19 protein-coding genes and 1 pseudogene are annotated in these 19,568 nt (G+C 65.1%); 8 read left to right on the top strand and 12 right to left on the bottom strand.

Going from position 1 to position 19,568, the window contains the following annotated elements; all coding sequences use genetic code 11:
* Window positions 1–80: 80 nt before the first annotated feature.
* Genes FW796_RS23005 through FW796_RS23030 form a run of 6 tightly spaced genes read right to left on the bottom strand, consistent with a single transcriptional unit; the run spans window position 81 to window position 6,153 of the window.
* The gene (locus FW796_RS23005) at window positions 81–449 is read right to left on the bottom strand and encodes a Na+/H+ antiporter subunit G (RefSeq protein ID WP_446440103.1); all 369 of its coding nucleotides are present in this window, start codon (window positions 447–449) and stop codon (window positions 81–83) included.
* Complete coding sequence (locus FW796_RS23010) at window positions 446–724, bottom strand: K+/H+ antiporter subunit F (RefSeq protein ID WP_346632648.1); 279 nt, start codon at window positions 722–724, stop codon at window positions 446–448. The genes FW796_RS23005 and FW796_RS23010 overlap by 4 nt, the downstream gene beginning before the upstream one ends.
* A complete protein-coding gene (locus FW796_RS23015; RefSeq protein WP_346632649.1) occupies window positions 721–1,209 on the bottom strand; it encodes a Na+/H+ antiporter subunit E in 489 nt (162 codons plus the stop codon). Before FW796_RS23015 ends, FW796_RS23010 begins: the two co-directional genes overlap by 4 nt.
* The gene (locus tag FW796_RS23020) at window positions 1,206–2,894 is read right to left on the bottom strand and encodes a monovalent cation/H+ antiporter subunit D (RefSeq protein ID WP_346632650.1); all 1,689 of its coding nucleotides are present in this window, start codon (window positions 2,892–2,894) and stop codon (window positions 1,206–1,208) included. The genes FW796_RS23015 and FW796_RS23020 overlap by 4 nt, the downstream gene beginning before the upstream one ends.
* The gene (locus FW796_RS23025) at window positions 2,891–3,235 is read right to left on the bottom strand and encodes a Na+/H+ antiporter subunit C (protein ID WP_011060906.1); all 345 of its coding nucleotides are present in this window, start codon (window positions 3,233–3,235) and stop codon (window positions 2,891–2,893) included. The genes FW796_RS23020 and FW796_RS23025 overlap by 4 nt, the downstream gene beginning before the upstream one ends.
* On the bottom strand, window positions 3,235–6,153 hold the full coding sequence (locus FW796_RS23030) for a monovalent cation/H+ antiporter subunit A (protein ID WP_446440104.1): 2,919 nt from the start codon (window positions 6,151–6,153) through the stop codon (window positions 3,235–3,237). The genes FW796_RS23025 and FW796_RS23030 overlap by 1 nt, the downstream gene beginning before the upstream one ends.
* A gap of 223 nt (window positions 6,154–6,376) precedes the next feature.
* Between FW796_RS23030 and FW796_RS23035 the strand changes: the two genes are divergently transcribed.
* Window positions 6,377–6,718 carry a hypothetical protein gene (locus tag FW796_RS23035; RefSeq protein WP_346632652.1) on the top strand — a complete coding sequence of 114 codons (342 nt, stop codon included), beginning with the start codon at window positions 6,377–6,379 and terminating at the stop codon, window positions 6,716–6,718.
* Between the two features lie 32 nt (window positions 6,719–6,750).
* On the opposite strand, the gene FW796_RS23040 is transcribed toward FW796_RS23035, so the two are convergent.
* The gene (locus tag FW796_RS23040; RefSeq protein ID WP_346632653.1) at window positions 6,751–7,776 is read right to left on the bottom strand and encodes a DMT family transporter; all 1,026 of its coding nucleotides are present in this window, start codon (window positions 7,774–7,776) and stop codon (window positions 6,751–6,753) included.
* On the opposite strand from FW796_RS23040, the gene FW796_RS23045 reads away from it, so the two are divergent.
* From FW796_RS23045 to FW796_RS23075, 7 genes and pseudogenes are all read left to right on the top strand, one after another.
* A complete protein-coding gene (locus tag FW796_RS23045) occupies window positions 7,771–8,334 on the top strand; it encodes a helix-turn-helix domain-containing protein (protein WP_317072960.1) in 564 nt (187 codons plus the stop codon). The genes FW796_RS23040 and FW796_RS23045 overlap by 6 nt on opposite strands.
* Window positions 8,335–8,535: 201 nt before the next feature.
* Window positions 8,536–9,738: an SfnB family sulfur acquisition oxidoreductase gene (locus FW796_RS23050; protein WP_446440105.1), complete on the top strand. Its 1,203-nt coding sequence runs from the start codon at window positions 8,536–8,538 to the stop codon at window positions 9,736–9,738.
* A gap of 12 nt (window positions 9,739–9,750) precedes the next feature.
* Window positions 9,751–10,215: an acyl-CoA dehydrogenase gene (locus FW796_RS23055; protein WP_346632655.1), complete on the top strand. Its 465-nt coding sequence runs from the start codon at window positions 9,751–9,753 to the stop codon at window positions 10,213–10,215.
* The gene (locus tag FW796_RS23060) at window positions 10,215–11,612 is read left to right on the top strand and encodes an LLM class flavin-dependent oxidoreductase (RefSeq protein ID WP_446440106.1); all 1,398 of its coding nucleotides are present in this window, start codon (window positions 10,215–10,217) and stop codon (window positions 11,610–11,612) included. Before FW796_RS23055 ends, FW796_RS23060 begins: the two co-directional genes overlap by 1 nt.
* Window positions 11,613–11,825: 213 nt before the next feature.
* Window positions 11,826–12,815 carry an AMP-binding protein gene (locus FW796_RS23065; RefSeq protein WP_346632657.1) on the top strand — a complete coding sequence of 330 codons (990 nt, stop codon included), beginning with the start codon at window positions 11,826–11,828 and terminating at the stop codon, window positions 12,813–12,815.
* A gap of 16 nt (window positions 12,816–12,831) precedes the next feature.
* Window positions 12,832–13,071 (top strand): annotated as a pseudogene (locus tag FW796_RS23070) (ABC transporter ATP-binding protein); the annotation flags it as partial.
* A 28-nt stretch (window positions 13,072–13,099) separates the two neighbouring features.
* On the top strand, window positions 13,100–14,536 hold the full coding sequence (locus FW796_RS23075; protein WP_446440107.1) for an FAD/NAD(P)-binding protein: 1,437 nt from the start codon (window positions 13,100–13,102) through the stop codon (window positions 14,534–14,536).
* A gap of 56 nt (window positions 14,537–14,592) precedes the next feature.
* On the opposite strand, the gene FW796_RS23080 is transcribed toward FW796_RS23075, so the two are convergent.
* The 5 genes from FW796_RS23080 to FW796_RS23100 form a co-directional block, all read right to left on the bottom strand.
* Window positions 14,593–15,699 (bottom strand): Gfo/Idh/MocA family protein, encoded by a 1,107-nt coding sequence (locus FW796_RS23080; protein WP_446440108.1) that lies wholly within the window; start codon window positions 15,697–15,699, stop codon window positions 14,593–14,595.
* A 228-nt stretch (window positions 15,700–15,927) separates the two neighbouring features.
* Entirely contained in the window at window positions 15,928–16,695 is a 768-nt protein-coding gene (locus FW796_RS23085; protein WP_102879735.1) for an SDR family oxidoreductase, read from the bottom strand.
* Window positions 16,696–16,733: 38 nt separating this feature from the next.
* On the bottom strand, window positions 16,734–17,801 hold the full coding sequence (locus FW796_RS23090) for a phosphotransferase family protein (RefSeq protein WP_346632660.1): 1,068 nt from the start codon (window positions 17,799–17,801) through the stop codon (window positions 16,734–16,736).
* A 315-nt stretch (window positions 17,802–18,116) separates the two neighbouring features.
* Window positions 18,117–19,067 carry a 2-hydroxyacid dehydrogenase gene (locus tag FW796_RS23095; protein ID WP_443693482.1) on the bottom strand — a complete coding sequence of 317 codons (951 nt, stop codon included), beginning with the start codon at window positions 19,065–19,067 and terminating at the stop codon, window positions 18,117–18,119.
* 16 nt (window positions 19,068–19,083) lie between these two features.
* Complete coding sequence (locus tag FW796_RS23100; RefSeq protein ID WP_404939579.1) at window positions 19,084–19,479, bottom strand: VOC family protein; 396 nt, start codon at window positions 19,477–19,479, stop codon at window positions 19,084–19,086.
* Window positions 19,480–19,568: the final 89 nt, after the last annotated feature.

Genomic DNA, 19,568 nt, shown 5'->3' on the forward strand with positions numbered 1-19,568 from the left:
AGCGAAGGCGTTTTCGAAGTCGCTGCAAGGCTCACCGGCCTCTTCGCCGGCAAGCCGGCTCCTACCTAGGGTGGCAGTGCTCAGCTGCCGGTTTCGCTGCGTTTGCTGCTGACTTCCGCCGGCACATCGTCACCGGCCATGCGCTTGCGGAACAGCGCCGCCCGGGCCAGCAGCAGGGTGGTGACCGGCACGGTGATCGACAGCAGGATCGGGATCAGCCAGGCGTGCAGCACCGGCCCGGACTTGAGCGCTGAAAAATACAGGATCGAGGCCAGGGCCACTGTCCAGGAGCCCATGGTGGAGGCCAGGGCCGGCGGGTGCATGCGCTGGAAGTAGCTCTTCATGCGCAGGATGCCCAGGGCGCCGATCAGGGCGAAGACGCTGCTGATCACCAGCAGCACAGCCACCAGGATCTCCACCCAGAGTGGCAGTTGCTCCAGGCTGTTCATTCGATCACCTCGCCGCGCAGAAGGAATTTGGCCAGGGCGAAGGAGCCGACAAAGCCGAACAGGGCGATCAGCAGCGCCGCCTCGAAGTAGGTGTCACTGGCGTAGCGGATGCCCAGCACCAGCATCATCAGCATCGCCAGGATGTACAGGTAGTCCAGGGCCAGGACCCGGTCCTGGGCCGAGGGACCCTTGAACAGGCGCACCAGGGTCAGGACCATGGCCAGGGAAAACAGGAACAGGCTCAGCAGGATCGCATTGCTCAAGAGGACGCTCATTCGAAAATCTCCATCAGCGGGCGCTCGTAGGTCGCCTTGAAGTGCTGGATGAATTGCTCTTCGTCCTGCAGATCGAAGACGTGCAGCAAGAGGATGCTGCGGTCCAGGGACAGCTCGGACCAGACCGTGCCCGGCACCACCGTGGTGATGGTGGACAGCGCCGCCAGGCCGTTGGCGTCGCGCAGGTCCAGGGGGATCTTGACGAAGGCCGAGCGCACCGGTCGGCGCCCGTTGTTGAGCACGCCCCAGGCCACGATCAGGTTGGAGACCACCACATCGCAGCCCACCCGCAGCAGCAGGCGCAGGATGGTGCCGGGGCGGCGGATGCGGATCGGCAACGGCCGCAACGGGCGCATCAGCAGCGGTGCGAGAAAGCCCAGAATCGCCCCCAGCAGCAGATTGCCGGGGCTGATGGACAGGTTCAGCACCAGCCACAGCAGCCACAGCGCCAGGGACAGGAAGGGCGCCGGAAACAGACGCTTCATGGTTGCACCTCCGCCGCCTGGGTGGCCTTGGCTTCAGGGCTGAGCACAGTGCGGGTGCCGAGTACGGCCATCACATAGTGCTCCGGGTGGTTGAGGCTGTCGGCGGTGGCCTGGGTGAAGCGCAGCAGCGGCTCGGCCTTGAAACTGAGTAGCACGCAGAGCCCGAGCAGGGCCACGATCGGCACGCACTCCAGGCGCCGCAGGACCGGCGAAGGCCGCTCCTCCGGACTCCAGAAACGCTGGATGCCCAGCCGCGCAAAGGCCACCAGCGAGGCCAGGCCGGAGAGGATCAGCAGCGCCAGGAAGCACCAGGCCGCCACTGGGATCGGCGCACCGTCGCTGACCCCCAGACCCAGGGGATTGAGCAGGGCGGCGATCAGGTTGAGCTTGCCGATAAAGCCCGACAGTGGCGGCATGCCGATGATCAGCAGGGCACAGGCAATGAAGCTCAGGCCGAGGAAAGCCATGGTCCAGGGGATCACCTGGCCGACCACCACTTGTTGCTCGTCGTCGAGGTTGCTGCCCCGGGGCGGCGGTTGCGACCCCAAGGGCCGCGGCAGGACTTCGCCTTCGTCTTCCAGGGGAACTTCAACGGCCGAGCGCGAACGCTCGATCAGCTCGGCCAGGAGGAACAGCGCGCACAGCGCCAGGGTCGAGCTGAACAGGTAGAATAGCGCCGCACCGGTGAGCGCCGGCTGGGCGAAGCCGATCACCGAGATCAGGATGCCCGCCGATACCAGGATGCTCAGGCTGGCCATGCGCTCCAGGCGCTGGGCCGGGAGAATCGCCAGGGCCGCGCAGAAGATCGTCGCCATGCCGCCGTAGATCAGCCACTGGTTGCCGAAGTAGGCCGAGGCCCCGGCCTGCCCGGAGAACAGCAGGGTCCACAGGCGCAGTACGGTATAGATCCCGACCTTGGTCATGATGGCGAACAGTGCCGCCACCGGAGCGCTGGCCGAGGAATAGGCCGGCACCAGCCAGAAGTTCAGCGGCCACATCCCGGCCTTGGCCAGGAAGGCGATGGCCAGGATTGCCGTGCCGGCATGCAGCAGGCCGCGATCGGCTTCCGGCACCAGGGGGATCTTCATCGCCAGGTCGGCCATGTTCAGGGTCCCGGTGACCCCGTAGATCATTGCCGTGCCGATCAGGAACAGCGACGAAGCCAGCAGGTTGATGGTGATGTAGTGCAGCCCCGACGATACCCGCGCCCGTCCCGAACCGTGCAGCATCAGGCCGTAGGAAGCCGCCAGCAGCACCTCGAAGAACACGAACAGGTTGAACAGGTCAGCGGTGAGGAAGGCCCCATAGAGGCCCATCAGCTGGATCTGGAACAGCGCATGGAAGCTGGCACCGGCGCTGTCCCAGCGGGCCATGGCGAACAGCAGTGCGCTGACCCCGATGATCCCGGTGAGCACCATCATCAGTGCCGACAGGCGATCCACCACCAGGACGATGCCGAAGGGTACCTGCCAGTTGCTCGGCAGGTACACGCCGAAGGAGCCGGTAGCGCCCTGGACCTGGGTCCAGTACAGCAGGTACGCCGCCAGGGCCAGGCCCAGCAGGCTGGAGAACAGGTTGATCCGCGCCTTGAGCGGGCGGTGTTTCTCCCCCAGCAGCAACATGATGGCTGCCGTCAGCAGCGGCAGGAGGATGGGGGCGACGATCAGGTGGGACAACGAACTCATTCCTTGGGCTCCCGGCCGTCGACGTGGTCAGTGCCGGTCAGGCCCCGGGAAGCCAGGAGCACCACCAAAAACAGCGCGGTCATGGCGAAGCTGATGACGATGGCGGTGAGCACCAGGGCCTGGGGCAGCGGATCGGTGTAGTGCAGCAGGTCCTGGGGCACGCCGTCCTTGACGATGGGCTCCTTGCCGATGAACAGGCTGCCCATGCTGAAGATGAACAGGTTGACCGCGTAGGACAGCAGGCACAGGCCCATCACCACCTGGAAGGTCCGCGGGCGCAGTACCAGCCAGACTCCGGAAGCGGCGAGGACTCCAATGGCGATTGCGATGACTTCTTCCATCAGGCGGCTCCGCTCTTGATCAGGGATTTGGACTGGCTGGCCGGCTTGTGGGCCCGCACCGATTGGTGCGCCAGGGCAGTGAGGATCAGCAGGGTCGCGCCCAACACCACCGCGTAAACGCCAATGTCGAAGAACAGGGCGCTGGCGATGTGGATATCGCCGAACAGCGGCAGGTCCACATGCACCGTGTGGGTGGTGAGGAACGGATAGCCCCAGGCCAGGGCGCCCAGGCCGGTGGCCAGGGCGAACAGCAGACCGGTGCCCATCCAGCGCAACGGCCGCAGGCTCATCTGGGCCTCGACCCATTGGGTGCCCGCCACCATGTACTGGAGGATGAAGGCCACCGACATCACCAGCCCGGCGACAAACCCGCCGCCCGGCAGGTTGTGCCCGCGCATGAACAGGTAGAAGGACACCACCAGGGCAATCGGCAGCAGCAGGCGCACCAGCACCGCCGGCACCATCATGAAGCCCAGGGCGGTGTCGCTGGCCTGGCGTGGGTTGACCAGATCGGTGACCACGTCCGGTGCCAGCAGACGCTGTTGCGCCGGCAACTGCATGCTTTCCTTGGGCGGGCGGAAGCGTCGCAGCAGGGCGAACACGGTCAGGGCCACGGCCGCCAGTACGGTGATCTCGCCCAGGGTGTCGAAGCTGCGGAAGTCCACCAGGGTGACGTTGACCACGTTGGTGCCGCCGCCTTCAGGCAAGGCCCGACTGAGGTAGAACGAGGAAATGTCGTTGGGAGTGGGGCGGGTCAGCATGGCGTAGGACAGCACTGCCATGCCCAGGCCCACGGCGATCGACAGGCTCAGGTCGCGCAGGCGGCGGATGCGTGCCTTGGGCACGCTGCTGGGCAGGGGCGAGACATCCTCGATCCGCCGTGGCAGCCAGCGCAGGCCGAGGAGGATCAGCACCGTGGTCACCACTTCCACCACCAACTGGGTCAGGGCCAGGTCCGGCGCCGAGAACCAGACGAAGGTCACGCAGGTCATCAATCCGCAGACGCTAACCATGGTCAGGGCCGCCAGACGGTGGTACTTGGCCTGCCAGGCGGCGCCCAGGGCACAGGCGATGGCCAGCAGCCAGAAGGTCACGAAGACGATGGAGCCGGGGATCTTCGGCCGGTCGCCCCAGGTCAGCTGGCTGTAGAGCATGGGGATCAACCCGGCAATCACCGCTGCCAGCACCAGCACGAACAGCTGGGTCTGCAGGCGCTTGGTGCTCAGGCGCCGCTCCAGGCGCCGGGCCAGGCGGGTCATGCCCACCAGGCTGCGTTCGAACAACAACTTGCCGTTGAGACGACCCACGCCCGGCGGGTAGGCGAAACGGCCCGCCACCAGCGGCTTGTGCAGCAGCAGGTAGAGGACGATGCCGCAGGACATGGCGATCAGGCTCATGATCATTGGCGCATTCAGGCCATGCCAGATGGCCAGGCTGTACTCGGGCAGGGTCCCGCCCACGACCGGCAGCGCCGCAGCGGCCAGCAGCGGACCGATGATCTGCGCCGGGAAGATCCCCACCAGCAGGCAGGTGAACACCAGCAGTTCAACCGGGGCGCGCATCCAGCGCGGCGGCTCGTGGGGCGTGTGGGGCAGGTCGGTGGCCGGTTCGCCGAAGAACACATCGACGGTAAAGCGCAGGGCGTAGGCAACGCTGAAGGTCCCGGCGATGGTGGCGATCACCGGCAGGGCGATTTCCACCCAGGCGCTGGAATTGATGAACACCGTCTCGGCGAAGAACATCTCCTTGGACAGGAAACCGTTGAGCAGCGGCACCCCGGCCATCGAGGCACTGGCCACCATGGCCAGGGTCGCGGTGAAGGGCATCAGCTTGATCAGACCGTTGAGCTTGCGGATATCGCGGCTGCCGCTCTCGTGGTCGATGATGCCGGCGGCCATGAACAGCGAGGCCTTGAAGGTGGCGTGGTTGAGGATATGGAACACCGCGGCCACGGCCGCCAGGGGGCTGTTGAGGCCCAGCAGCAGGGTGATCAGGCCCAGGTGACTGATGGTGGAGTAGGCCAGCAGGCCCTTGAGGTCGTTCTGGAACATCGCGCAGTAGGCGCCCAGCACCAGGGTGCAGGCCCCGGCGCCGCTGACGATGTAGAACCATTCTTCAGTGCCGGACAACGACGGCCACAGGCGGGCCAGGAGAAACACCCCGGCCTTGACCATGGTCGCCGAGTGCAGGTAGGCCGAGACCGGCGTCGGTGCGGCCATGGCGTGGGGCAGCCAGAAGTGGAAGGGGAACTGGGCGCTCTTGCTCAGGGCGCCCAGCAGGATCAGTGGTAACAGGACCGGGTACAGGGCGTGGGCCCGGATCTTGTCTCCGGCAGCCAACACCTGATCCAGGTCGTAGCTGCCTACCACATGGCCCAGCAGCATGACCCCCGCCAGCAGGCACAAGCCCCCGGCGCCGGTGACCATCAGCGCCATGTAGGCACCGCGGCGGGCATCGGAGCGGTGATGCCAATAGCCGATCAGCAGGAAGGAGAAGAGGCTGGTGAGCTCCCAGAAGAACACCATCTGGATCAGGTTGCCGGAGATCACCAGGCCGAGCATGGCCCCCATGAACGCCAGGAAGAAGGCGAAGAAGCGCGGCACCGGATCTTGCGGCGACATGTAGTAGCGCGCATACAGCGCCACCAGGCTGCCGATGCCCAGCACCAGCAGCGAGAACAACCAGGCGAAGCCGTCCAGGCGCAGCACGAAGTTCAGCCCCAGGCTCGGCAGCCAGGTATATTCCTCGCGGATAATTCCGCCGTCGGCGATCTGCGGGTACAGCAAAGACACCTGGATGGTGCCAATGAGTGCCACCAGACCAGCCAGCAGAGATTCGGTGTTACGTGCGTTGTGCGGCAACAGGGCCGCCAGACAGCTGCCTATGAATGGCAGAAGCAGTAGAACTATCAGGGACATAGGCTTCTAATCTGCGGAAAAGTATGACGCATAATACGTGCCAGGCCCTCGATCACCAACCGCCATGCGCGGCCCGGCCCCCCTAAGAAATGTTACATACGCTTTCAAAGGTAGGAGAGAAATGCCTGATGCGCCCGTTCACCGGGCGCTGTGGGGCCAATGTCCTGCCCAGGTCAAATCACCACAAGGATCGACAAGGGTGCACACGATAAAAGGATCGGCCATGGGCCGGCTGTTTCGACGGGGCGGTTTCGCCTTGCTGTTCACTGCCTTCGGCGCCGGGTTGGGGATAGCTGTGGAGCATTATCTCGACCGCCCCGACATGCTCAAGACCCGCCAGGCGCTGATCATCGAAGGCCCGATGGGGGATGATCGGAGCTACCGGCTGCCAGCGGGTACGGTGCTCTATTTCGATCGTGCCTTTGCCGAGGGGCACGTGCTCTACCACGCCTATTTCTATTTCCACGGCGAGCCCGAAAATGACCGGGTACTGTTGGAGCCCAAGCACAAGGGTTCGTTGACCGTCCCCACCTGGCTCTACGCCCCCGGCGACCCCGCGCTCTAGGTGCAAGACCGCCTTCGCCGGCAAGCCGGCTCCTACACGCTGTCCGCTGCCTGGTCGGTCAATGCCGGTTGATCGGCATCCGCGGCCCGGCCCTTGGGCTTCCATTCGCTGATGATCACCGCCAGCACGATCAAGGCCCCGCCCAGCAGCGCCAGTGCGGGCAGGCGTTCCCCGGCGATCCGCCCGACAATCCCGGCCCACACCGGCTCACCGGCATAAATCAGGGTGGCGCGGGTCGGCGAGACGCTTTTCTGTGCCCAGTTCATTGCCACCTGAATCGCCGCACTGGCGGCCCCCAGGCCCAGGGCGCTGGCCAGCAACAACCAGGAAAACCCCGGCAAGGCTTCCCCGGTCGGTAGCACCATGGCAAAGGCCAGCAGCGAGGTGACCGCCAGTTGCACCACCGTGACCCGGCGCACATCCACCCGCCCGGCAAAGCTGCTGATCAGGATGATTTCCGCAGCAATGGCCACTGTGCTGATCAGGGTCGCGATCTCCCCGGGGCTGAAATCCAGCGAGGCGCCGTTGGGCCCGGACAGCAGCATCAGCCCGGTAAACGCCAGCATGATGCCGATGCTCGGCAGCAGCCCCGGGCGCTTGCCCATGAACAGCCATTGCAGCAGGGGAACGAAGGGGACATAAAGGGCGGTGATAAACGCCGACTGGCTGCTGGGAATGCTTTGCAGGCCCACGGTCTGCAAGCCGTAGCCGAGCATGATAGCGGTGCCGATAAAGGTCCCGGCACGCAGTTCGAACAGGGTCAGCCCGCGCAGGTGGCGCAGTGAAAACAAGGCGACGATGCAGGCCGCCGCGGCAAAGCGCAGACCGACGAAGAACATCGGCCCGCTGACGCTCATGGCCTTCTGTACCAGCAGGAAGGTGCCGCCCCAGATCATGGTGATCAGCACCAGGACGACTTCGGCCTTGCTCAGTTTGAATTGCAATCCGCGGGAGGGTGTAGAGGTCATGGCCTTGCGTGCTACCTGGGGGGGACGCACAATGCGCCGAATGTTGGGCAGTATACTGCGCAGAACCAGGGAGTGAGCAATATAGTGCACAAAGATAATGTTCAGCGGGCTTCGGTCCTGCAACACGTCAGCCTCAATGTGCGACGCCTGCGTCATGCCGCAGGCTTGAGCCAGAGCGCTCTGGCGGAAAAGTCCGATGTCAGCCGGAGGATGCTGGTGGCCATCGAGGCGGGGGAGAAGAACGTCAGTCTCGGCACCCTGGACCGAGTGGCAGAAGCCTTGAACGTGGCCTTCAGCGACCTGATCCAGGCCCCGGATGCCCGGGACCCGAGCCGCATCAATGAACTGGCCTGGGCCGGTGCCATCCCGGGCAGCAAGGCGGTGTTGTTGGCCAAGGCCGAGGCCAGCCGTGAGGTGGAGCTGTGGGAGTGGCAGCTGGAGCCCGGCGAGGTCTATCACTCGGAATGCGATGCCAAAGGCTGGAGCGAGCAGATCTACGTCTTCGAGGGCTGCCTGACGGTGTTCTTTGGTGACACTGAACGGCGCCTGGAAAGCGGCGATTTCTTTATGTTCGCCAGTCATGTTCCCCACGGCTATCGCAATGACGGCGCCCAGGCCACGCGCTTCGTGCGCAACGTGGTGTTCTGATTGCCCTCGCGTGCAGGCCACTGTTGGCTGACCAACAGTGGTTGAACATTTTGCCTTTTTTCAGTTGATGAGCTTTCTCTAAATAACTCATTAACTTATTGATAATTAAAGAAATTATATTTAGGCACGACTCCTGCAATTGTCCTGATAGCGAGCACCTGAACGGTGTTCATCTTGATCTTCAGGACACGGAGTCGGCCCATGACAGTCCCAGCCCAACCCTCTTGCAGTGCCCACATCATCCGCAGCGATGCCGAGGCCATCAGCGTTGCCCGGGCCCTGGCCCAGCGCTTTGCCGTGGAGGCTGCGGTGCGCGACCGCGAACGGCGCCTGCCGGTGGCGGAGCTGGACGAGTTCTCTGCCAGCGGCCTGTGGGGCATCACCATTCCCCAGGCCTATGGTGGCGCCGGGGTGTCCTACGTGACCCTGGCCGAGGTGATCAAGATCATCTCCGCCGCCGATCCATCCCTGGGCCAGTTGCCACAGAACCACCTCGGGGTGGTGGACATCCTGTTGCAAACCGCCAGCCAAGAGCAGAAACAGCACTACTTCGCCAAGGTGTTGCAGGGCTACCGCTTTGGTAACGCGTTTTCCGAGGCCGGCAGCAAGCACGTCGGCGCCTTTGAAACCCAGATCCGCTTCACCGGCGACCAGGCGCGGATCGATGGCGAGAAGTTCTACTGCACCGGTGCCTTGTTCGCCCACATTGTCCCGGCCGTGGCGGTGGATGAGCACAACCAGGCCCACATTGCCTTTATCGAGCGCCACAATCCCGGCCTGAGCGTGATCGACAGCTGGGACGGCTTCGGCCAGCGCACCACCGCCAGCGGCGGGGTCAGCCTCAAGGCCGTGCACGTACCGCGCAGCGCGGTGATTCCGGCCCATCGGGCCTTCGACCAGCCCACCGCCGACGGCCCGATCTCGCAGATTATCCAGGCCGCGGTGGACACCGGCATCGCCGTCGCCGCCCTGGAGGACGCCAAGCACCATGCCCGGCAGTCTCGGCCCTGGATCGACAGCGGCCTGGATCACGGCTGGCAGGACCCCTATACCCAGGCCGCCATCGGCGACCTGGAATGGCGGGTCCATGGCACCGAAGCCATCCTGACCAAGGCCGCCCAGGCCATCGATCAGGCCTTGCTCAAGCCCGATGAAGACAGCGTCGCCCACGCCTCGCTGCTAGTGGCCCAGGCCAAGGTGCTGTCGGCAGAAAGCGCTTTGCTCGCCGCCAGCAAGCTGTTCGAGCTGGCCGGCACCCGCTCGGTGTCGGCCAAGTACAACCTCGATCGCCACTGGCGCAACGCGCGGACCCACACCCTGCACGACCCGGCCCGCTGGAAATACCACCTGATCGGCAACTTCCTGCTCAACGGCGTCAAGCCGCCCCGTCACGCCTGGAACTGAAAGGAATCGGATATGAACGCATTGACCCACGCCCACCGCTTCCAGGCCGACCTGGCCCGCAGCAGCGATGACCTGCAACGGGCCCGCAGCCTGCTGCAGACGACCCTGGACTTCGTCCGCGACCAGGCCCGGCCCTGGGCCGGCAGCGGCCTGGACAGGGCCAGCGACGACCCGTATGTGATCAGCCGCTTTGGCGATCTGCAGATCCGCATCGAAGTGGCGGTTGCCCTGCAGGAGCGGGCCCAGCACCGGCTGCAAGAGGATCAGGACCCGGCGGAGATCGCCATCGCCCTGGCCGAGGCGGCGATCGCTGCCGCCGAGGCCCTGGTGGCGGCCGGCAACGCCGAATTTGAACTCACCGGCCAACGCACCCCGCAGCCACAGGCCCTGCAGGACCCGCTGCGCTGGAAGTATCAACTGATCGGCAACTACCGCCTCAATGGCGTGCTACCTCAAGGTTTCAGGAGTGCTGCGTGATGTCCCGTGAAATTCGCCTCAATGCCTTCGACATGAACTGTGTCGGCCACCAGTCACCGGGGCTCTGGGCCCATCCCCGGGACCGTTCCTGGCAGTACAAGGACCTGGAGTACTGGACCGACCTGGCCAAGATCCTTGAAAAGGGCAAGTTCGACGGGCTGTTCATCGCCGACGTACTGGGCATCTACGACGTCTACAACGGCAATGGCGACGCGGCGATCCGCCAGGCGGCCCAGGTGCCGGTGAACGATCCGCTGCAATTGATTCCGCCCATGGCCCTGGTCACCGAACACCTGGGCTTCGGCCTCACCGCATCGCTGTCCTTCGAGCATCCATATCCCTTCGCTCGGCGCCTTTCCACCCTCGATCACCTGACCCGTGGCCGCGCCGGCTGGAACATCGTCACCTCCTACCTGGAGAGCGGGGCGAAGAACATCGGCCAGCAGACCCAGACCGAGCACGATGCGCGCTACGACTACGCCGAGGAATACCTGGAGGTCTGCTACAAGCTCTGGGAAGGCAGTTGGGAGGACGGCGCGATCCTGCGGGACAGGGAGCGGCGGATCTTCAGCGACCCGAGCAAGATCCACGAGATCCGCCACGCGGGCAAACACTTCCAGGTGCCGGGGATTCACCTGTGCGAGCCTTCGCCGCAACGCACCCCGGTGCTGTATCAGGCCGGTGCGTCGAGCCGGGGCAAGCAGTTCGCCGCCGAACAGGCCGAATGCGTGTTCGTTGCCGCGCCGTCCAAGGTCCTGCTGAAGAAGACCGTGGCCGACATCCGCCGCCGAGCGGCAGAGGCCGGGCGCGATCCCTCGAAGATTCTGATCTTCAACCTGCAGACGGTGATCCTCGGCGAGACCGACGCCCAGGCCAAAGCCAAGTTCGAAGAGTACAAATCCTGGGTCAGCTATGAAGGCGCCATGGCGCTGATTTGCGGATGGACCGGCATCGACTTCAGCCGCTTCAAGCCGGACGAACCCCTCAAGCATGTGCACACCAACGCCATCCAATCGGCGGTGGAGGCCTTCTCCACCGCGGACCCGAACAAGGTCTGGACCCCTCACGAACTGGCCGACTGGGTGGGGATCGGCGGCTTTGGCCCGCTGTTTGTCGGCAGTCCGGAAACCGTTGCCGACCTGCTTCAGGAGTGGGTGGAGGAGACCGATGTCGACGGCTTCAATCTGGCCTACGCACTGACCCACGAAACCTTTATCGATGCCGTGGAGCTGCTGGTGCCCGAGTTGCAGAAGCGCGGGGTCTACAAGACCGAGTACGCCCCGGGCACCCTGCGAGAGAAGCTCTTTGGCGCTGGTCCTCGGCTGCCGCTGAACCACCCGGGCAGCGCCTGGCGCGACCTCGGTACCCGGCTTCAGCCGCAGCGCGCCCGCGCCTGACCCCGGCGCTTCCCGTAGGAGCTGGCTGGCCAGCGAAGAGGCCCGTAAGACCCGCGCCCGATTTGCCAGCGCCTTCGCCGGCAAGCCGGTTCCTACAGAGATGCCGCCGACCTGCATGTAGGAGCTGGCTTGCCAGCGAAAGGGCCCCGTAAAGCCCGTCAATGTCCAGCCAGCGGTCCACCGCACGCTTTGCCAAGCCATAGAGGTCCATCCATGAGCGTGCATGAACTCAACCCCCCACCGATTGCGGATGCCCCCCCGTTCCCGGCCCGGCTGCAGTTGTCCGGCGCCCTGGAACAACTGCGCCACTGGGCCCAGGTCAGTCCGCTGGACAACGCCCTGCGCCACAAGCGCCATGGGCACTGGTACGCCTGGCGCTGGATCGATGCCCTGCGCGATGTCGAGCGTCTGGCCGACGGCCTGCGCCAGCAGGGCTTGAGCCGGCACTCAAGGCTGGCCCTGAGTGGGCTGTTCGAGCCGGACCTGCTCCTGCTGGCCCTGGCCGCCCACAGCATCGGCGCCCAGGTGCTGAGTGTCGCCGCTGATCTGCCCACTCCAGCCTTGCGCCAGGCGCTGTGGCGCCTGCAGCCGAGCCATGCTTTCGTGCAGTCGCGCCAGCAGGTCCTGAGCTGGGTCGCGGCGGGGCAAGGCAGCCTGGCTCCGCAACGGCTGATCGCCCAGCAATCCCTGCCCCGATTGCCCCCAGGCTCGCACCAGCCAGTGCTGTCGTTCAGTGAGCTGCTGGGGCCCCTCGAAACACCCCAGCGCCAGTTTTACTGGCGCCATCCACCCACGGTTGCCCAACTGTGGAGCGAGGAGGGCACGGAGTGGCAGGACGGCCTGACAGTGTTGCTGGATCAGTGGCTGAGCAGCGGCCACAGCCTGGCCTTTCCCGAAACACGGGGCTCATGCGCTCGCGACCGCCGCGAGGCGGCTCCCAGCGGCCTGCTGCTTTCGCCCTCGCGCCTGCAGCACCTGGCGGATGAAATCGAGAGTCGCCTGGCCCCGCCTGGCAGCTGGCGCCGGCGCCTGTGTGAATGGGCCATCGCCCACCCGCAACAGCCGCTGCCCCGGCTGCTCAAGCAACGGATACGCCGGCTGCTGGGTTTTGCTCGCCTGCAGTTCATCTGGCAGCCGCCCCAGGCCACGGCTCAACCTGCAACCCCGGCCTGGGTCGCCGAATTCACACGGAACATCGCATGACGCCAACCGAGCCCATCCTACTTTGGTACTGCTGGATGAACCTTCCATGGGCTTGGCGCCTATCATCGTCCAGGAGATTTTTCAGATCGTTGCCCAGCTTGATCGTGAGGCGGGAGTGAGCTTTCTGCTCGCCGAGCAAAGCAGTAATCTGGCGCTCAACTACGTTTCCCATGCCTGCCTGCTGGACACCGGCCGGGTGGCCCTGCCCGGCACCGCCGAGCCACTGCTGGCGCGGGGCGATCTGCAGAACTTCTAACTGGGCAAACACTGCGCGTGAGTATTCCATGAGCCAAAACCACAGCGGACAGGCAAACCCTGCCACCCCTGATGCTGAAATTCTGATTGTCGGTGGCGGCCTCAGTGGCGCCTTGCTGGCGGCGCAATTGCTGCGCCTGCCGGGGCGACGGCGGATTCTGGTGATCGAGCCCCGCAGCGAGCTGGGCCGGGGCGAGGCCTACAGCGCTGTCGAACTGGGGCATACCCTGAACGGTAACGCGGCACGGATGAGCGTCGATCCGGACAATGCCGACGACCTGACCCAGTGGCTGACCCGGTACATTGCCGACGGCGGCTGGCCGGAATCGCGCCTGCAGCCGGTGCCGGTCAGCGAACTGTTTCCACCTCGGGGGCTGTTTGGCGTCTATGTGCAGCAACGCCTGGCCGAGGCGCTGCAGTTGGGCCTGGAGCAGGGCTCCAGCCTGAGCCACGTGCGCGGCGAAGCGATGGACCTGGACACCGACAGTCACGGTGTCTGCCTGACGTTGGCGGACGGCCGTCAGTTGCGTGGAGGGGTGGCGGTATTGGCCACGGGCATGTTCCCGGCGGCGCGCACACCGCAGACCCGATCCAGCGGCCTCAACGCCGCGGCCCTGGACCCTTGGGACGTGGCAGCCATGGCCCGCCTGGACCCCGGCGCGCGGGTGCTGATCATTGGTTCCGGGCTGACCATGGTGGACGCCGTGGTGTCCCTGGAGCAGGCCGGGCATCGCGGGCCGATCGAAGTGTTTTCCCGGCACGGTCTGCTGCCTCATGTGCGACGTCAGCCGCCGGCCTGGGTGGACTTCCTCGCCGCCGACCTCAATCTGCGCAGCCCGCGACAACTGCTGCGGGAGGTGCGGCGCCAGTGCCGCGAGGCCCAGGCCCGGGGCATCGACTGGCAAGCGCCGCTGGACACGGTGCGGGTGCATATCGGCCGATTGTGGAGCCAGGCCACGGATGTCCAGCGACGCCAGTTCGTGCGCCACGTGCGGCCGTGGTGGGAGAGCCATCACCATCGCTCACCGCCCTTGAGCGCCGAGTTGGTGGCGCGTCTGCACGCCGAGGGGCGCTTGCGGATTCATGCTGCGGCCTACCAGGGACTGGAACCTTCGGTTGCTGGTCGCCTGACGATCCGCCTGCGTTATCGCGGCACCGAGCACAGCGAACGCCTGGAGGGGGACGCACTGATCAACTCCAGCGGCATTGAATATGACTGGCGCCGGGTCGCGCGGCCCTTGCCGCAGCACCTGCTGGCCCGTGGCCTGGTTACACCCGGACCCTTGGCCCTGGGCATCAGCGCCACGGCAGAGGGTGCCGTGCACAATGCCCGTGGCCAAGCGTCCGAGCGCCTGTTCGCCATGGGACCGCCGTTGCGTGGCCTGTGGTGGGAAAGCACCGCGGTCACCGACGTCGCCCTGCAAGCCAAGGCCCTGGCCGCCCACCTTGCCAGCCACCAACTGTAGGCGCTGGCTTGCCAGCGAAGAGGCCCGCAAGATCGCCTTCGCCGGCAAGCCGGCTCCTACAGTGTCACCCAGCGCTGTTCCTGGGCGGCAATGCGGATCGCCGCCGCCAGCCGCTCCACTTCCCAGGCTTCCTGGAAGTCCGTGCCGTCGCGCCCCTGTCCACTCAGGGCCATGATCAGTTCCTGCACCTCCAGGGTCTTGAGTTCGTTGTAGCCCAACTGATGCCCCGGCGCCGGGCTGAAGGCCGCATAGCCCGGCAGCTCGGGCCCGGCCAGCAAGCGCTGGAAACCCTTCTGGCCGACCCGGTACAGGCGCAGCTCGTTCAAACGCTCCTGGTCGAAGGCGAGGGTGCCCAGGGTGCCGCTGATCTCGAAGCTCAGGTGATTTTTGTAACCATGCTTGATCCAGCTGCTGCTCAACGTACCCCGGGCACCATTGGCGAAACGCAACAAAGCGTGGACCTGATCATCCACACCAATGTGGCGCCGTTCCTGGCTGCCGGCGTGGGTCGGTCGTTGCTGATGCACCGTCTGCACATCGGCGGACACCGCCTGCAGCGGCCCCATGAGAAAGCGCGCCATGGCCAGCAGGTGGCTACCCAGGTCTGCCAGGGCGCCCCCGGCGTGCTGCGGATCGCAACGCCAGGACCAGGGCGAGTCCGGATCGGCCATGAAGTCCTCGCTGAACTCCCCCTGGAAACTCACCAGTTGCCCCAGCTCGCCCTTGCCGATCAGCTCACGGGCCAGGGTGATCATTGGATTGTGCTGATAGTTGTAGCCGACCCGAGTCACCACCCCGGCAGCCTGGGCGGCGTGGTGCATCTGCCGGGCTTCTTCGACGCTGATGGCCAGGGGCTTTTCGCAGTACACCGCCTTGCCTGCCGCCAGCGCCGCCATGGCCATGGGGAAGTGCAGGTGATTGGGGGTGGTGATGGCCACCAGATTGACTCGCGGATCGGCGATCAGATGCTGCCAGTCACTATGGGCGCGAGCAAAGCCCCAGGCCCCGGCGCAGTGTTCGGCACGCTGAGCGTCGGCATCGGCCAGCGCAGCCAGGTGCAGGCGCACCGGCAGTTCGAACACCGCGCTGACATTGCGAAACGCCAGGGCGTGGGCCCGGCCCATGAAGCCGGTCCCGATCAAGCCAATGCCAAGTTCATCCATAGCCGCACCTGCAGAATTATTGTTGTAGGAAGGTTATTTATGGAATAAATATTCTTTAATTGCAATTGGTGGAATTAAAATTTTGACGGACGCTGTAGGCGCCGGCTTGCCGGCGAAAGGGGGCGCTTGGGTTGCGCAGGGTTCAAGGCCCTCTTCGCTGGCAAGCCAGCTCCTACAGAAATGAAAAAGGCAGCCCGGAGGCTGCCTTTTCGGTGGTGCAAGCGGACCTCAGGAGAGGAAGCCCCCATCCACGTTCAGCGAAATGCCCGTGGTGTAGCTGGAGGCGTCGCTGGCCAGGTAGAGCACCGCGCCGGCCATTTCGCTCGGGTCGGCCACGCGCTTGAGGGGGATCTGCGCCAGGGCGGTCTTGAGGATCGCGTCGTTCTTCACCAGGGCCGAGGCGAACTTGGTGTCGGTCAGGCCCGGCAGCAAGGCGTTGCAGCGGATGCCGAACGGCGCGCATTCCTTGGCGAAGACCTTGGTCATGTTGATCACCGCGGCCTTGGTCACCGAGTAGATACCCTGGAAGATCCCCGGCGAGATGCCGTTGATCGAGGCCACGTTGATGATGCTGCCGCCGCCGTTGTCGCGCATCAGCTTGCCGGCTTCCACCGACATGAAGAAATAGCCGCGGATATTGACGTCGACGGTCTTCTGGAACGCCCCCAGGTCAGTGTCCAGGACGTTGCAGAATTGCGGGTTGGTGGCGGCGTTGTTGACCAGGATGTCCAGGCGGCCGAACTGCTCGCGAATCCCGGCGAAGACCTGGCTGATCTGCTCCATTTCACCGATGTGGCAGGCAATCGCCGTGGCCTTGCCACCGGCGGCGATGATGGCGTCGGCCACGTGCTGGCAGCCTTCGAGCTTGCGGCTCGACACGATCACGTGGGCCCCTTGCTGGGCCAGGAGTTTGGCGATGGCCTCACCGATGCCGCGGCTGGCGCCGGAGACGAAGGCGATCTTGCCGTCGAGGTCGAACAACTGAGTCTTGGACATGGTTTTTCCTTGCTGGGCTGTCGAGCGCCGGGGCGCGGTCAGAGGCTGGATTTGTCGATGACCTGCAGGCTCATCTGCTCCAGCAGTTTGTTCATGTGAATGAACTGCGCGAAGCGTTTGTCCTGGGTCTGGCCGTGGTAGAAGCGGTAGTAGATCTGCTGCACGATGCCGGCCAGGCGGAACAGGCCGTAGGTGTAGTAGAAGTCGAAATTGCCGATCTGGATGCCGGCGCGTTCGGCGTAGTAATCGACGAACTCCTGGCGCGTCAGCATGCCCGGCGCGTTGCTTGGCTGGCGACGCATCAGTTGCACCGGCGCCGGGTCGGCGGCCTCGATCCAGTAGGCCAGGGTGTTGCCCAGGTCCATCAGCGGATCGCCCAGGGTGGTCAGTTCCCAGTCCAGCACGCCGATGATCTGCATCGGGTTGTTGGGGTCGAGGATCACGTTGTCGAACCGGTAGTCGTTATGGACGATGCTCGATGTCGGGTGGTCGGCGGGCATCTTGTCGTTGAGCCAGGCCTTCACGGTTTCCCAGTGCGGCGCGTCAGGGGTCAGGGCTTTCTCGTAGCGCTCGCTCCAGCCCTTGATCTGACGCTGCACGTAGCCTTCGGGCTTGCCCAGGTCGCCCAGGCCGCAGGCGTTGTAGTCGACCCGATGCAGTTCGACGAAACGGTCGATGAAGCTCTTGCACAGGGCTTGGGTCTTGCCGGCATCTAGGCCCAGTTCCGCCGGCAGGTCGGACCGCAGGATGATGCCCTTGACCCGCTCCATGACATAGAACTCGGCGCCGATCACCGACTCGTCGGTGCAGTGCACATAGGCCTTGGGGCAGTAGGGGAAACCATCCTTGAGCTGGTTGAGAATGCGGAACTCGCGGCCCATGTCATGGGCAGACTTGGCCTTGTGGCCAAATGGCGGGCGGCGCAGGACGAATTCCTGGTCGGGGTATTCCAGCAAGTAGGTGAGGTTCGAGGCTCCGCCCGGGAACTGGCTGATCTGCGGCGTGCCGCTGAGGCCGGGAATATGCGCCTTGAGGTACGGATCGATCAGGTTGGCATCGAGCTCCTCGCCGGAGCGAGTACGGGTGGATTGGTCTGTAAGCGCCATGCTTATCCCTTCTGCTTATTCTGGAGGCCAGAGATTATTGACTAATCTAATGCGCCTACCGGCCCCTCACAATCGCGGCGGGCCTTTATAGGTGCGCGTGTTGCTGGACAATCATTGCTTTTGATACAAGCGTTTGAATTTGCCCCTGTGTTTCTACGCCCCGGTGGCATCAAGCCCCCGTAGACGCCGGCTTACCGGCGAAGGGAGCGTCATGACAGGCGCAGGGTGGGAGGCGGCTTTCGCTGGCAAGCCAGCTCCTACACAAGCCGACAGAGGTTGTCCGCCCCACGAGCATAGGCGTTGCCCGGGGATGGGTCAGTTCGGTGCCGGCAGCGTTAGCGGGGTCAGCAGGGGGCGGCCCTCGAAGTGGGCCAGCAGGTTCTTGCCGACCATGTCCACGGTGTCGCGGCTGGCCTGGGGCGAAAGGCCGGCGACATGAGGGGTCAGCACCACATTGTCCAGCGCCTTGAAAGCGTCCGGCACTTGCGGTTCGTCATCGAACACGTCCAGGGCCGCGCCGGCAATCCGCCGCTGTCTCAGGGCCTGCAGCAGGGCGTGGGTGTCCACCACGCTGGCCCGGGCGATATTCACCAGGAAGCCTTCGGCGCCAAGGGCCTCCAGCACCGGCTGGTCCACCAGGTGCCGGGTGTCGGCGCCGCCCGGGGTGGCAATCACCAGGGCGTCCGAGTCTCGGGCCAGTTCCACCAGGGTCGGGCAAAAGCGGTAGGGCTGGTCCGGCCGGGGCTGGCGGCTGTGGTAACTCACGGTCATATCGAACCCCAGGGCACAGCGCCGGGCGATGGCCTGGCCCACGGCGCCCAGCCCGAGGATGCCCAGGCGCATGCCGGCCACGGAAGGGCGCAGGACTTTCGGCCATTGCCCCTGGCGCACGGCGGCATCGGCCTGGGGGATGCCCCGGACCAGCGACAGCAGCAGGGCCAGGGCATGGTCGGCCACGGACGAGGCGTTGACCCCAGCACCATTGGTCACGGCAATCCCGCGGTTGCTCGCTGCTTGCAGGTCCACCTGCTCATAACCGGCACCGATCACGCAGATGATCTGCAGTCGGGGCAGGGCGTCGATTTCCGCCGCAGTCAGCCCCAGTGGGCCGCGGGTCAGCACGGCGTCGATCTGTGGGGCGTGGGTCTTGATGGTCTGGGCCCGTTCGGCGGGAGTGGGGGCCAGGATCAGGTTGAAGCCCAGCGCTTCGAGCAAGGGCAGGTAGGCGTTGACGTTCTCGACCAGGACCAGGACGGTGGCGCGCATGACGGTTCCTCAGCAGTTAATGGGGCAGGGGCTGGCGCAATTGAAAGATGTTGCCTTCCGGGTCGACGCCGTCGCAGACCCGCGCGCCCTTGAATTGCCATTCACGCTCGGCTTCGTACAACCGGCCCCCGGCGCTGGCGGCCCGTTGCCTGGCCTGATCCAGATCGTCGACCTGGAACAGCGGCTTGCATGCGCTATCGCTGCGAGGCAGTGGCGGCTCTTGCACGACAATGCGCGCAGCAATCGCTGGAGGCACCTGGACCAGAGTCAGCTCGAAGCCCTGATGGACCAGTTGCTGGTAATCCGCTTGTTGCTCGGTGATGGGCCAGCCCAGCAGGTCTGCATAGAAGTGGGCGAGTGACGGCGGGTCAAGACTGTAGAGGATGCAGCCGGCGATCGTGGTGGCGCTCATGGAGGATTCCATACAGGCAGGGACGAAGGCTCAAGGGTGCGGGTTGCGAGGGGTTTTGGCAATGCTCGCCGGCACCGTTCCCGGGAGGA

Source organism: Pseudomonas sp. 910_21 (assembly GCF_052850735.1).